Genomic DNA, 14265 nt, shown 5'->3' on the forward strand with positions numbered 1-14265 from the left:
TGTGTGCCAAATTTTCACACCGTACACATAACCCTCCGCACCCGGTACTCCCCCCCGATGACCAGGTACTCCCCCTCCCCCTTGAGGATGCTGCCAGGGAGGAGATCGTCGAAGAAAAAGACCTTGGACAAGGGCGCCCGGATCTCCCAGACCGTGGAGCCGAATTCCCAGGCCCGCTCCTCATGGGAGGTGAAGGAGACGAGGTTGTTGAACCGAATGATTTTCTCCCGCCTGCCGAGCTCTTCCACCACGTCGTAGTCGTCAGCCGCAAAGGTCCCCCGATAGAGAGTCACACACAGCTCGCCGGGAAAGCGGCGGGCCAGTTCGTACTGACAGAACTCGTAGAGGATGTCCAGCTGGGAGTTGATGGCGCTGGTCCGCTTGCTGCCGGCGGTGCGGTCCACTACGTAGCCGTAGTAGGACTCGGTGTGGATACCGGTGATGCGGGCTTTGTGGAAAGTAGGGACGATCCCTGTGCGGCTCTCGACCCACCCCTTGAGGACGGCCCCCTCCACGGAATTTGAATCCATCATCCAGCCTCGGAGATAGCGGAGATAGCTGTTTTTCAGGCTTCTGCGGGCCGATGGCGTTGCCTGCTCCTGCCAGAGGTGGAGCTGAAACTTCACCGACATGTAGTCGTTGAAGACAGTGCCCCGCTCATCGGGCGAGTCAATGGCGGCGAGCCGCTCGAAGAGGAAGCGGTTGGCGAGGCGGACCCCCTGGACCTCCAGGGGGTGGGGATTGTCGTTGAAGTGGCGGGAGGCGATGACCCACGGCGGCAGGTTGCAGAGATTGAATCCCGAGTTGTGCATGGGTCATCACCTCGTTGTGACGGTTGGCTGGCGCAAGGGCACAGCAAGCGGCGCCCCTACAGGGCCTTGACAAGTTCCGCCAGGGTCGGTTTGATGGGGCCATCGGCCACATAGGCGTCAATGCCAAGCCGCTCCATCGCCATCTGGGGAGCCTGGCCGATCTGAGCGCAGACCACGGCCCGGCAGCCGGCAAGGGCTCCGGCAATGGCCTCAAGGATATGGCTCCGCAGGGGATGGTCCACGTCGTAGGAGCAGTAGCGCTCCACCTTTTTCTCGTCCACCAGCTTTGCGTCGGCTCCCTTCACCTCATAGATGAGGAACCGCTCCGCATGGCCGAAGTGCTGATTGATCTCCCTTCCGTCCTTGGATGCTACGGCAATGAGCATGGTAACCTCCTTGGTGGGGGACCGGTTCCTCTCATATGCTTTTCCTGGTTCCCGATCCCTGGTCCCGGCTTTAAAGAACCACCGGTTCAAAGCTGAAGCACTTCTTCGAACAAGTCCTTCCGCAGGCCTGACAGCCGATACAGTTGCCGGGGTTCGTGACCTTCATGAACATCTTGGCGGAATCGTCCTCATCCACCTCCTCAAAGGTGAGCACGTCGTGGGCGCAGACCTTGAAACAGCGGGCGCAGCCGATGCAGGTCTCTTCGTCGACGGAGACCACAAACTGGGGGGTGTACTCGCTCTTGTTTCTTCTCAATCCGGTGATGTAGGCCATGGTGCCTCCTCCGTTATGGTTGTGTAGGGGCGCTGCTTGCCGCCCCCACTGATATGAGAGGGTGCGGCAAGCAGCGCCCCTGCGGTTATTCCTCGAACGAAGTTTCCTCCCCTTTGTTCATGGCCTTGCGCAGCCACGGTGGAGGGTTCCCCTTCAACACCTCCTGAAGCCGGCTCACCGTATCGGGAAGGCTCACGGGGGAGTTGGTCTTCATGGGATGAATCTTCAGGGCAACGAGCTTGGCAGCCGCCGGCCCGCCGATGGCCATGGTGTAGACGATGGCACACTCCCTGAGGGCGGCGGCCCGGGCCGCAATCTTGTCCTCCTCGTCATCACCGTGGGTGCCAATGGCGACCGTCTCCAGGAATGATGAGGCCTCCGGCCCGATCTCCCAGATATGGAAATACTTGGCCACGCCGAAGTGCTCGTCGATCATCTCGCCGGTTGTTGATGTGAATGCGACTTTCATAGGTAACCCCTCTTTCTTGGAACACAGAGCAACTGAGCAACAGAGAAAAACGCAAATTCCTTCTGTAGACGAAACGCCTAAATTCAGTCGTTAAGGTTTTCTCCGTTGCTCTGTTGCTCTGTGTTATTACAGCCTTTCAGTTATGGGCCAGCTTCTGCCCCTCGGCCGCGTTGGCCTGGAACAGGTTTGCCGTCTCGAACAGAAGGTTCATGGTCCCCCGGTACCCCACCCACATCTTCTGGTGGGCGCCGAGGCGATCGAAGACCGGGAGCCCCGCCCGCAGGTGGGCCTTGATCCCCAGCTTTGCCGCGGCCTGACGCCCATTGGAGTTGGCCACCACCAGGTCGCTCCCCTTTGCCGCCGTCTCCAAGTCCTCCAGGTCCCCCACAAAGATCTCCCGTGCCGGCAGGGCATCGAGCCCCCGGACCCGTGTCGCCGCAATGGCCGCCTGGATCTCGCACCCCATCCCCGCCAGGAAGTTCACCAACGTTTTCAGGTTGTCTCCCTCCAGGGCCACGGTGACTTTCTTGAGGCCGAACTGGTAGTGGGAGTCCACCATGGCATCCATGAGGCGACTCCGCCAACGGCGGAATTTCTCGGGAATGGGCCTGCCGGAGATGGCCGACAGGGTCTCCATGAAGCGGTCCACCTCGGCCAGCCCGGTGATGGAGGTGAAGCCGTAGCTGGGCGCCCCGCAGTTCTCCGTCAGGGCCTCGGCCGCCCTGGAAAGCGAATCGCCGATGAAGACCGTTGCACAGCTTCGCCCCGCCTCCCTAATGCGCGCCATCGACACCCCGCCGGTGGAGAGGGGGGACACCGTCTCGTCGATGTGGCCGTCCAGGGCGTTGGCGATGTCGGGGACAATGATGGGATCGAGCCCGAAGGCCTCGCAGATCTCCCGCACCTCCTCCACGTCGGCAGGGGTCAGGTGGGCGCCGGGGAGGATCGTCACCTGGCTCGGAATCGTCTCACCCGGCTCCGGCACCTCCTTCACAATGGCCTCAACCGCCGCCGCGTACCCCTCCTGGAGAGAACCGCAGTAGTCGGGGGTCGATGACCAGACGATGGGGACCCCGTCGAATTCCGGGTTTTCCTGGCGAAAGTGGACAATGGCGCTCCGGACGTCGTCCCCCATGGTTTCGGTGAGTCCCGAGGTCATGACCCCCACAACCTCAGGGTGAAACTTCTCGATCACCTTTTTCAGCCCCTTTTTCAGGTTTTCCCAGCCACCGAAGATGGCGGTGTCCTCGCTCATGGCGGTGGAGTTCAGGGCGACGGGCTCCTTGAAGTGGCGGGAGAGCTGGAGCCGGATGAAGGTGGAGCACCCCTGGGCACCGTGGAGAAGGGCCAGCATCTGGTCGATGCCGAGATAGGCCAGGGTCGCGCCGAGGGGCGGGGAGTTCTTCTGGGGGTTTACCGTGGCGTTCTTGGCCGACGCCTTGACCTTTGAATCCTTCAGGTCCTCGGCCAGGCAGGCCCGGGCGTGACCGGCGGCTTTTGCCACGGCGTCTGCCAGTTCCTCCTCGCTCTTCTCCCACGGCGCCGGCGCGTTCAGGACCGGCCAGATGGGGTTGTTGACCGTGAGGTCCAGCTGCTTCGCAAAGGTCACCATCCCCTCGTACCCGGCGTAGGGGTGGGAGCGGCCGTGGTTGATGTCCAGGAACGGGGTCTTGGTCTTGAGGGCCAGGAACTTGGTCTTTCCCCCTGCCACGATCAGGTCCGGCATCTTGTCGTACATGACCTGGAGGAGCCCCGCGCTAGAGGTATCCTCGATGATCCGGGCGTCCCGGTGCATGAGGGCCTTCATCCGGTAGAAGTCCTCCAGGGTGGAGTTCTGGGTCCCGGCGGCCAGGATCTCCACCCCCAGCTCCCGCAGGGCGTTCACCATGGACCAGGTCTTGACCCCGCCGGTAAAGAGGACCGACCGCTTCCCCTCCAGCCGCGCCCGATAGGGGGCGAGGCGCTCGCGGCACGTGGCCTCTTCCTCCTCCAGGAGCTTTTCCACCCGATCCTGCATGGTCCGCTTCTCCAGCCCTCCCACGGCGTCGTCCAGCTCCCGGGCGATGTCCCGCAGCGCCTTGGCCGTGTCGGTCATACCGTAGAACGACTCCTCCAGGTAGGGCATGCCGTAGTTCTTCTGCATCTTCTTGGCGAGGTTGGTGAGGCTCTTGGAGCAGATGATGACGTTGAGCTTTGCCCGGTGGGCGTAGCGCAGTTCCTCGAACCGGGCGTCGCCGCTGAAACAGGAGAGGACCTGGATGCCGAGCCGCTCGAACAGGGGCAGCATTCCCCAGAGATCGCCGGCGATGTTGTACTCGCCGATGAGGTTGATTGAAAAATCACCCAGAACCGGCGGCTCGGCAGTGCCGATGACGTGCTTGAACAGCACCTCGCCGGCCAGGCGGTTGCCGATGTTCTTGTCGCCGATGAAGCCGGGGGTGTTGACGGGAATGAGGGGAATGGCGACCTTCTTCCGGGCCGCGGCGCAGACCGCCTCCACGTCGTCGCCGGTCATGGCGGTGACGCAGGTGGCGTAGACGAACATGGCCTTCGCCTCTCCCGCGTACCGCTCGGCCAGTTCAAGGATCGCCTTGTAGAGCTTCTTCTCGCCACCGAAGACCACGTCGTTCTCCAGCATCTCGGTGGTGAAGCCCCGGCGGTAGAGCTGGGACCCCGAGGAACGGGCTCCCCGGTTGTCCCAGGAATTGCCGGCGCAGGCAATGGGGCCGTGCACCAGATGGATCACATCGGTGATCGGCATGAGCACCACCCGGGCGCCGTCGTAGGCACAGGAGCGCTCGGCCCCCTCCCCCGGCTCCGATTTCTTGCAGAACTTGGGGGCACCTTTTTCGTGGGTATCGCAGTCGGATACGTCGTAGTAATCTGGTTTGGCCATGGCAACCTCGAATGCACAAAGAAAAAAGGCGCCGCCATTCCGGGGGAATGGTCGGCGCCTTTGCCTGAAAAAACCGTCGGGATACATCTTCCGTGTTGAATCACTGTTAGCAGGTGACGTGCCAAGAACGTCATTCTCGGACAACACCCTGATTTATCTAAAAAATCATATCCGACCGTTCTTTCTTCCGGCTAATTATGCACACAATTTACGCAGCAGTGGCCAGCTCGTAATCGTCCAGGCCGGAGCGCGGAGGGGGTCCATTCTATGCTTTTGACACGAAGAGGAAATGCTGATATTAAAATGTTTCACAGAACGCTACATTATTGCAGACAGGGAGGTATTACATGTCCACAAAGGAAAACCTCGCAAATGCCTTTGCCGGCGAAAGCCAGGCCAACCGGAAATACCTCGCCTTCGCCAAGCAGGCGGAGGTGGACGGCTTCCCCCAGGTGGCGAAACTGTTCCGGGCCGCCGCCCATGCCGAAACCGTCCATGCCCATGCCCACCTGCGCGCCATGGGAGGGATAAGGGAAACCGTGGAAAACCTGAAGGAAGCCATAGAGGGAGAAGGGTTCGAGTTCCAGACCATGTATCCCCCCTACCTGGAAGAGGCCAAGGCAGAAGGGAACCGTGTGGCGGAAATCTCCTTCCGCAACGCCCTGGCGGTCGAGGAGGTGCACCACGATCTGTACCAGAAGGCTTTAGCAGCAGTCATGAACGACGGCGACCTGCCGGCCCGCAAGGTTTACGTCTGTGAGATCTGCGGCAACACCGTCTATGACTTTGCACCGGACAAATGCCCGGTCTGCCAGGTGCCGAAGGACCGCTTCACCCTGATTGACTGATGGAGCATCCGGCCACAGAGCCCTCTCAAAAAAACACCATGAAGGAGATCACCAGATGAGCAGCGTCAAGGGAACCAAAACCGAGCAGAACCTCCTGAAATCCTTTGCCGGCGAGAGCCAGGCCCGCAACCGCTACACCTACTTTGCCGCCGCGGCAAAAAAAGAAGGGTACGTGCAGATCGCCGACATCTTCGAGGAGACCGCCAACCAGGAGAAGGAGCACGCCAAGCGCTTCTTCAAGTTTCTGGAAGGGGGCGACCTGGAGATAACTGCCTGCTTCCCGGCCGGCAGGATCGGCACCACGGCCGAGAACCTCCTGGCCGCCGCCACGGGTGAGCACGAGGAGCACACCGTTCTCTATCCGGGCTTCGCCCAAGTGGCCCAAGAGGAAGGGCTCCCCGCCATCGCGGCGGCCTGGCGGGCCATCTCTGTGGCGGAAAAGCAGCACGAGAAGCGCTACCGGGACCTCCTCGCCAACGTCGAGTCCAAGCGGGTCTTCACCCGTGATGCCGAAGTGGTCTGGCGCTGCCGCAACTGCGGCTACCTCCACACCGCCACTGACGCACCGGAGCAGTGCCCCGCCTGCGTCCACCCCAAGGACCACTTCGAGCTTCTGGGGGAGAACTGGTAGCGTGATGAACGTTTCCGTGTAACACGGCAAAAGAGGACATTTCCCCGCAAGGGAGATGTCCTCTTTTGTTGTGACAAACACGACTTTTTCCGGCACAGCCGTTGCTTACCCTTTACCAGGTATCTCTACTTGACTTTGTTGCTCCCCTTCAAGGTTTCAACGATATGACCACTATGCCGTACGACATCTTTCATCCCGACCGCAAAGCGCTCATGGCGATTATTGAGGCGCTGCCGGTGGCCGCGTTGTACACCGAAGGCGACCACATCTGCTTCAACCGGGCTGCCGAGCGTCTCATCGGTTACGGGATGGACGAGATTAGATCAATCGACGACTGGTTCCAAAAGCTCCACGGCCCGTGCCATAAAAAAATCCGAGAGATTTACGATTCCGACAGGGCTGCGGGGTTCCCTGCCCCGCGACGCGTCACCATCACCACGAAAGACGGATGCCGCCGCCACGTTGAGTTTAGCGCCTCAGGAACAGACCGGATCATCTACATCATGCACGACATCACTGACCTGGTGTCTGCCCAGGAGCAAGTGAAAGAGAACGCCGCGCGGTACCAAATCCTCAACAGCACCTCCATGGACGGTTTCTGGGTGGTGGACCAAAGCGGCAAGATCATCGAAATGAACGATGCCTGCTGTGCGATGCTGGGGTATAGCCGCGAAGAACTCCTGGCCATCAATCTCAGGGATATCGAAGCCGCCGAAAGCCCGGAAGAGACCAACAAACACATGTGTGCCCTCATCAACAGCGGCTATGACCGTTTTGAAACCCACCATCGCCGCAAAGACGGGCGTATCATCGATGTGGAAATCAGCACGACGTACGAGTACACCACGAACTGCTTCCTGGCCTTCGTTCGGGACATCACCGAGCACAAATACGCGGATAAAGCCCTGCGGCAAAGCGAAGAGCGCTACCGTCGCTTTTCATCGCTCACCTCTGACTATGTCAATTTCTGCAGCCGTCAAGGGGACTCCCCCTACCGGGTCCGGTGGATGGGTGGCGCGGTGGAGGCGATAACCGGCTAATCAGCGGAGCAAATTCAAGAATGGGGCTGCTGGATGAGTCTGGTGCACCCCGACGACCGGGATCGGGTGAGCAGCAATGTCATGGAATTGGCGCCGGGTGAAACCTATTCTGACGAATTCCGGATCATTGCAAAGAATGGCACTATCCATTGGATACTCGAGGCATGCCGCTGCGAGGCGGGGGAGGCTCCCGGCGAACTATTCCTTTTCGGCACCTCCCGGGATATAACCGAGCGCAAGCTGGCCGAGGAAGAAATTCGCACGCTGAACGAAACGCTGGAAAGGCGTGTCGAAGAACGGACTGCCCAACTGGAGGCTGCCATCCGGGAGCAGGAGTCCTTCAGCTACTCGGTTTCCCATGACCTGCGGGCTCCCCTGCGCCACATCAACAGTTACAGCGCCATGGTGATAGAGGATTTCGAGAAACAGCTTCCGACAGAGGCCCGTCGCTACCTGGAACGCATCGGCATGGCAAGCGCCCGCATGGGCCAGCTCATCGACGACCTGCTGGAACTGTCGCGGGTCAGTCGGTCAGAACTGCACAGGAGCACGATCAATCTCAGCAAAACGGCAGCAATGATTGTCGCCATGTTCAGGGAAACGGAGCCGGACCGGACCGTTGAGTGGGTCATTGCCGACGGCCTCACGGCCCGGGCCGACAAGATTCTCATTCGCCAGGTCCTGCTGAACCTGCTGGGAAATGCATTGAAGTACTCCGCCAAAACGCCTCAAGCTCTCATCGAGTTCGGCACCGCGTGCGTGGAAGGAGAACGCGCCTTCTTTGTCAAAGACAATGGGTCAGGTTTCAACATGGCCTACGTGAGCAAGCTCTTCCGCCCCTTCCAGCGGCTCCACGGCAGCGAATTCCAGGGGACCGGCATCGGCCTTGCCACGGTGAAGCGGATCATCGAACGCCACGGGGGCCGGGTCTGGGCCGAGGGGAGCGTCGATGCGGGAGCGACATTCTACTTCACCCTGCCGGAGAGATGACCGTTTAACAGGCTACAAGCATAAAGCAGAATCCGGTGACAGGAGGTGAGCGCAGCAACGGGCACCAGGTAACACGAACGGCCCGCCGAGTTATCCTGGCGGGCCGTTCGTGTTTGGGACGCATCGTCTACTCCGCCCGAGATACTACAGCACTACCGGTAATACGGGGGGAATTTTCCGTTATACAGCAATCGCCACCATTCGAACGCTTCAGCGACATTATATTTCAATCGCGCTTCCAGTGCCCTAGCGGCTCGCATGAATGCGGCAGTAAGTTCCGTTTTCACTGTCATGTAATCGGAATGCGCTGAACAAGGGTTCACGCATCCCGACACCCCCATCGGATCCTCGATCGGAGCCATTTCATTGTTGAATAGATATCGAAAGGCGCCGTGTACATCCACATCATAAACGACAGACGATGCATGTTCCAAATATTTGGCTACTGCTAACTCCAGATAAAACGAGGAGATCGGCACGCCGCCACAATACTTCCACGCCTTCATGAGCCGCATGAGATTTCTACTCCCCACACCCAACCGCTGCTCAATTGCTTTTATGTACGCACCATGGGCGTCCGGGCTCGTCCTCATCCACCCGCCGGTGTCATCCGGCATGTCATATATTTTTTGTCCGTTCGCCTCCGTGACAAAATCGACCGGGATAACCTTGGTTGTCCCCTGAGCACCAACGGCCACCTCTATTCCTGGATACTGAATTCTCACTTCGGCATCCTGCAGATGAAAATCCAGATAATTTTTTATCTCCGAAACCGTCGCCACGGAATCCGCTTTCAACTTCCCCGTTGGCATCACGGCAAAATAATCGTAGCCGCTCCAGCCATTAATATACGTCCCGTTGCGCAAGGAACCGGTTATGATGAAATCATTCAGTCCATAGCCGGTTCTCAAGAAGTCCGCGACGGAACTATGGAGTGTTTTCAGAGATTCCGCCTCTGTGCGCGGGGAAGCGATCCGGTGAAGGAACTCATGGAACCCCTTGTTGACGGTTCTGGTCATAGATACACCTCGGTGCCCGGAGCAGCACGTACAGCTGTTGATATTTTTCTTGTCATCACATTAACGCCCAACCACCGTCAGCAAACAGAAAAGCCGTCCGATTCAGCTACACGCTGACCCGAACGGCTTGATCCACCAATTGCGGCCTCGTTTCCGACAAGCATCCATGCCACGAAAAAATCCATCATCAGGGCAAAGGGGAGATCAATCCGATCTACCAGGGTGTTCCCAATCAATGATATACAAACTACTTCAACAACTGCCGGCCGTCAAGACATCGCGACATCGCACGATAATCGTTGGATACACCCGGAAGTACACCGCCAGGTACACCGAACCATAAATAAAAGGCCAGTGACTCTGTATTCTATAAATTTTCGTCTAGAATATAGCCACTGGCCTTCGTGCCGATATTTAATAATTACAGCCGGTTAGCGCATCATCTCGAACTGTCTATCCTCACAAGTCTCGTCGGTGATGTCGACAAATTTGTTGCAGATGGTCGTCACCATGTTGATTACCCCCTGGTAGCCGATGATCGGGTAGCGGTGCAGGTTCACCCGGTCAAGGACAGGGAAGCCGAAGCGGAACAGCGGTATCTTCGCGTCGCGGGCCATGAACTTGCCGTGGGTGTCCCCGATGATGGCGTCCACGGGGTCGGTCATGATGAGACTCCGCATGTGCCAGAGGTCCTTGCCCATGTAAATCTTCCCCTGCTTCCCGTACGGGGACAAATCGAGGAGCGCCTGGATCTCCTTTTCCACCTTCTTGCTCCCCTTGCTGCAGAGAATGTGGTACGGCACCGCCCCCATCTCCAAGAGGAAGCTGACGTAGCCGATGAGCTGGTCCGGGTCGCCGTAGAGGGCGAACTTCTTGCCGTGCATGTACTGGTGGGCGTCGGTCATGGCATCCACCGCCCTCCCCCGTTCGGCCTTGAAGCTCTCGGGTACCGGCTTGCCGGCGACCTCGGCGATCTTCATGAGGAAGGCATCGGTCTTGGCAATCCCCAGCGGCATGGGGAGCGCCGCGTGCTTGCCGGCATAGTTGTCCTTGACCCAGGCATAGGTCTTGGCGGCCGAATAGGGGCCGAGGCTGATGGTGGCCTTGCCGTTGATGGAGTCGGCAGCATCGTCCAGCCTGGTGCCGCCGGGATAGATGCGGTAGGTGCCGTCCAGAGGCGAATCGAAGACGTCGGAGATGTCGCCGAGGATGGTGTACGGCACGCCGAAGGCCTCGAAGATCCGCTTGTACTCCCTAAAGTTGCCGGTGTTGGCGTCAAAGCCGGGAAGCAGATTGATCTTGCCGGTGCAGCGCCCCTCCACCTTCTTCCCCTCGGTCAGGGCCTGGAGGATGGAGAGGAGCATGGCGTCGTAGCCGTGGACGTGGGAGCCGCTGAAGCTCGGGGTGTTGGCATAGGGGACCGGCATGTCCGCGGGGACGATCCCCTTGTTGCGGGCATTCTTGATGAACGCGGACAGGTCGTCGCCAATGATCTCCGGCATGCACGAGGTGAAGATGGAGACCATCTTCGGCTTGTAGAGGGCAATGGCGTTCTCCAGACCCTCGTGGAGGTTGTTCTGGCCGCCGAACACGGCGCCGTCCTCGGTCATGGAATCGGAGACGGCAGGCGCCGGCTCCCGGAAATGGCGGTTCAGGGTGGAGCGGTAGTAGGATGCGCACCCCTGGGAGCCGTGGACGAAGGGGAGGCTTCCTTCGAAGGCGTGGGCCGCCAGTTCGGCCCCCAGGGGCTGGCAGGCATGGGGCGGAGCGATCACCAGCGCCTCCCGCTTGAAGTTGAGATCCCTGTACTCCTCGGTGTTGATCCAGGCGGCGACCCTCTCGATCTCCTCGACGGGGGTCTCGGTCACCGGCTTGACAGCTAGCCCTAGATTGTTTGCCATGATATGTCTCCTTTCGACCGGAACTCATCCGTTCACAGTCGCAAATTCTCAACACAGAGCAACTGAGCAACAGAGAAAAGCAAAATTTATTTGTTTTTTAAACTTACTCAGTTGCTCTGTTGCTCTGTGTTTCAATACTAATAAGGGCTTCTGACCAAGTCCCACGTAGGACTGTTAATTGCCATATCTATATCCCGCGCAAAGATCGGGAACCCCTTGTAGCCGTGGTACGGGCCGGAATAGTCCCAGCTGTGCATCTGGCGGAACGGCAGCCCCATCTTCTGGAAGACGTACTTCTCCTTGATGCCGGAGGCGACCAGGTCGGGCTTCAGCACGTGGGCGAACTGTTCCATCTCCAACTCGGACGCGTCGTCGTAGACCACGGTGGCATCGGGCATCTCCGGGGCGGTCCGGTCGTAGTCGTCGGTGTGTGCAAACTCGTAGCCGGAGCCGACGCAGAGCATCCCGAGATCCTCATAGGCGCCGATGGTGTGGCGCGGGCGGAGGCCGCCGACATAGAGCATCACCTTCTTCCCTTCCAGCCGGGGACGGACCTCCTCGATCACCGCCTGCATCTGCGGATCGTATTTGGCGATGACCGCCTCCACCTTCTCCTTGATGGTGTCGTCGAACAGCTCGGCCAGCTTGCGGAGACTCTCACGGATCTTGGTGGGTCCGAAAAAGTTCAGCTCGATCCAGGGAATGCCATACCTTTCTTCCATCACCTTGCACATGTAGTTCATGGAGCGGTAGCAGTGGATGACATTGAGCCGCACCTGATGGGTGGCGGCGATCTTCTCCATCTCGCCGTCGCCGGTCCAGACCGCCTTAACGTTGAAGCCGCACTCCTCCAGCAGCGGCTTCGTGGACCAGGCGTCCCCGCCGATGTTGTACTCGCCGATGAGGGCGATGTCGTAGGGGCCCACCGGCTCGGCGAACTCGCGGGTCTCAATGATGTAGTCCCGGATGGTGTCGTTGGAGATATGGTGCCCCAGGGACTGGGAGACGCCCCGGAACCCCTCGCAGTTGCAGGGGATGATCGGGATGTCCAGCTCCTTGGCACTCGTCTTGGCCACGGCGTTGATGTCGTCACCGATGAGCCCCACTGGGCACTCGGAGAGGACCGAGATCCCCTTGGCCAGGGGAAAAAGCTCTTTAGCCTCCTTGAGCAGCACCTTCAGTTTCTTGTCGCCGCCGTAGACGATGTCCTTCTCCTGAAAGTCGGAGGTGAACTGCATGCCGAACTGGTCGACCCCCAGCTTGCCGGACATGAGGTTACGCCGGGTTCCCCAGGAGTACCAGCCACACCCCACCGGGCCGTGGGAGACGTGGACCATGTCGCGGATCGGCCCCCAGACAACCCCCTTGGCGCCGGCATAGGCGCAGCCCCGGGCGCTCATGACGCCGGGCACGGTCTTTTTGTTGGATTTGACGCAGGCGCTGCAACTCGCCTGGTCGTTGGGAGCCAGGTGGGGCGCCCGCTTCTTCCGCCCCTTTTCCGGATAGACCTCCAGGACCTTGTCGATCATTGCCTGGGTCGACTCCTTGGTGATTCCGTCGATCGTGGTTATGCCTTCTGTTTTCTTGAGTACATTGGACATAAGAATTCTCCTGTCGAGGGGCGCACACCATGCGCCCCTGTATATCAGCCCAAAGGGTTTTACCTGCTGACGAGCGATTTTGAGGTCAGGTCGGCGGCTTCCAAGGAAGAGCGCGGAGGCGTAGCAGCGCTACGCCGCACAAGCGATGACGCAGGAAACGCCGAGATGGCCCAAAAGCGTTCGTCATCTCGCTACTGACTCGGCAACCCCTACGATCGACTCGTCCTCCGCCTCCATGATGCCGAACTCCATGAGCAGATCCTCCAACTCGTCCATCTCCAGGGGAGTCGGCACCACGAGCATTTTGTTGTCGAGAATCTTCTTGGCTAATGTCCGATACTCATTCGCCTGCGGATGCTCGGGAGAGTACTCGATGACGGTCATCCGCCGCAGTTCGGCCCGTTGCACCTGATTGTCGCGGGGAACGAAGTGGATCATCTGAGTGCCCAGTTTCTTTGCCAACGCATCGATCAGTTCGTACTCCTTGTCGGTCTTGCGGGCGTTGCAGATGAGGCCGGCCAGCCGAACCTTGCCGGAGGAGGCGTACTTGAGGATACCCTTGGCAATGTTGTTGGCTGCATACATGGCCATCATCTCGCCGGAGCAGACGATGTAAATCTCTTCGGCCTTGTTCTCCCGGATCGGCATGGCGAATCCGCCGCAGACGACATCGCCGAGGACGTCGTAGAAGACGAAATCCAGGTCAGGGGTATAGGCGCCGTTCTCCTCCAGAAAGTTGATGGCGGTGATGACGCCTCGACCGGCGCACCCCACACCCGGCTCCGGGCCACCGGACTCGACACATTTCACATCGCCGTAACCGACCTTCAGAATATCGTCCAACTCCAGGTCCTCTACCGTACCCAGTTCCCGCACCTTGTCCATAACCGTGGCCTGGGCCTTGGCATGGAGGATGAGGCGAGTGGAGTCCGCCTTGGGGTCGCAGCCGACGATCATCACCTTCTTGCCCAGCGAAGCGAGCCCCGCCACCGTGTTCTGGGTTGTCGTGGACTTGCCGATGCCACCCTTGCCGTAAATCGCGATTTGTCTCATGATGTTTCTCCTTTCGCCCTAGGTCTGAGCCTTTAATGGTTTGCGGGGCAACAAAAAAAGGCGCCCCAATGGTGATATTGGTGGCGCCCTTGCCTGCGTTCAGCAGCGAATACTCCGGCGTATTCTCGTTATTGATTTAAAACCGATAAAGCACTGACCGTGCCAAAAACCAACACAGTGTAATTACTGAACTTTGCTTCTCCCCCCTCGCAATGCACGCCTCTTTCCTGTTCACCTGCTCAAGGAATAACCATCGCACAAGCAAGGAATCCCCTCCGATGACAA

At 59.3% G+C, this 14265-nt stretch carries 13 protein-coding genes; 4 read left to right on the forward strand and 9 right to left on the reverse strand.

The features are described from left to right. Nucleotides 1–14 precede the first annotated feature (14 nt). From KJB29_RS13445 to KJB29_RS13465, 5 genes are all read right to left on the reverse strand, one after another. Nucleotides 15–812 (reverse strand): NAD(+)--dinitrogen-reductase ADP-D-ribosyltransferase, encoded by a 798-nt coding sequence (locus KJB29_RS13445; RefSeq protein WP_215734989.1) that lies wholly within the window; start codon nt 810–812, stop codon nt 15–17. Nucleotides 813–868: 56 nt separating this feature from the next. Beyond that, nucleotides 869–1198, reverse strand: a complete 330-nt coding sequence (locus KJB29_RS13450) for a NifB/NifX family molybdenum-iron cluster-binding protein (RefSeq protein ID WP_215734990.1) — start codon at nt 1196–1198, stop codon at nt 869–871. A 70-nt stretch (nt 1199–1268) separates the two neighbouring features. After that, nucleotides 1269–1532 carry a ferredoxin III, nif-specific gene (fdxB, locus tag KJB29_RS13455; protein WP_215734991.1) on the reverse strand — a complete coding sequence of 88 codons (264 nt, stop codon included), beginning with the start codon at nt 1530–1532 and terminating at the stop codon, nt 1269–1271. Nucleotides 1533–1617: 85 nt separating this feature from the next. Then, nucleotides 1618–2001 carry a nitrogen fixation protein NifX gene (gene nifX, locus KJB29_RS13460; protein ID WP_215734992.1) on the reverse strand — a complete coding sequence of 128 codons (384 nt, stop codon included), beginning with the start codon at nt 1999–2001 and terminating at the stop codon, nt 1618–1620. 136 nt (nt 2002–2137) lie between these two features. Beyond that, nucleotides 2138–4897 (reverse strand): bifunctional nitrogenase iron-molybdenum cofactor biosynthesis protein NifEN, encoded by a 2760-nt coding sequence (locus KJB29_RS13465; protein WP_215734993.1) that lies wholly within the window; start codon nt 4895–4897, stop codon nt 2138–2140. A 347-nt stretch (nt 4898–5244) separates the two neighbouring features. Between KJB29_RS13465 and KJB29_RS13470 the strand changes: the two genes are divergently transcribed. From KJB29_RS13470 to KJB29_RS19415, 4 genes are all read left to right on the forward strand, one after another. After that, nucleotides 5245–5745, forward strand: coding sequence for a rubrerythrin family protein (locus KJB29_RS13470; protein WP_215734994.1), 501 nt, complete (start codon nt 5245–5247; stop codon nt 5743–5745). Nucleotides 5746–5800: 55 nt separating this feature from the next. After that, complete coding sequence (gene rbr, locus KJB29_RS13475; protein WP_215734995.1) at nt 5801–6376, forward strand: rubrerythrin; 576 nt, start codon at nt 5801–5803, stop codon at nt 6374–6376. Between the two features lie 164 nt (nt 6377–6540). Next, nucleotides 6541–7416: a PAS domain-containing protein gene (locus KJB29_RS19410; protein WP_246561395.1), complete on the forward strand. Its 876-nt coding sequence runs from the start codon at nt 6541–6543 to the stop codon at nt 7414–7416. 12 nt (nt 7417–7428) lie between these two features. Next, nucleotides 7429–8406, forward strand: coding sequence for a PAS domain-containing sensor histidine kinase (locus tag KJB29_RS19415; protein ID WP_343213569.1), 978 nt, complete (start codon nt 7429–7431; stop codon nt 8404–8406). Between the two features lie 152 nt (nt 8407–8558). Here the strand turns inward: KJB29_RS19415 and KJB29_RS13485 are convergent, their stop codons facing one another. The 4 genes from KJB29_RS13485 to nifH all read right to left on the reverse strand — a co-directional run bounded on the left by KJB29_RS13485 (nt 8559) and on the right by nifH (nt 13980). Next, the gene (locus KJB29_RS13485) at nt 8559–9425 is read right to left on the reverse strand and encodes a nucleotidyltransferase family protein (protein WP_215734996.1); all 867 of its coding nucleotides are present in this window, start codon (nt 9423–9425) and stop codon (nt 8559–8561) included. A gap of 431 nt (nt 9426–9856) precedes the next feature. Next, nucleotides 9857–11326, reverse strand: a complete 1470-nt coding sequence (nifK, locus tag KJB29_RS13490; RefSeq protein WP_215734997.1) for a nitrogenase molybdenum-iron protein subunit beta — start codon at nt 11324–11326, stop codon at nt 9857–9859. A 137-nt stretch (nt 11327–11463) separates the two neighbouring features. Beyond that, entirely contained in the window at nt 11464–12927 is a 1464-nt protein-coding gene (nifD, locus tag KJB29_RS13495; RefSeq protein WP_215734998.1) for a nitrogenase molybdenum-iron protein alpha chain, read from the reverse strand. 183 nt (nt 12928–13110) lie between these two features. Beyond that, nucleotides 13111–13980: a nitrogenase iron protein gene (gene nifH / locus KJB29_RS13500; protein WP_215734999.1), complete on the reverse strand. Its 870-nt coding sequence runs from the start codon at nt 13978–13980 to the stop codon at nt 13111–13113. Between the last annotated feature and the right edge of the window lie 285 nt (nt 13981–14265).

The sequence above is a fragment of the Geobacter grbiciae genome, from assembly GCF_018531165.1.
Classification (GTDB): Bacteria; Desulfobacterota; Desulfuromonadia; order Geobacterales; family Geobacteraceae; genus Geobacter; species Geobacter metallireducens.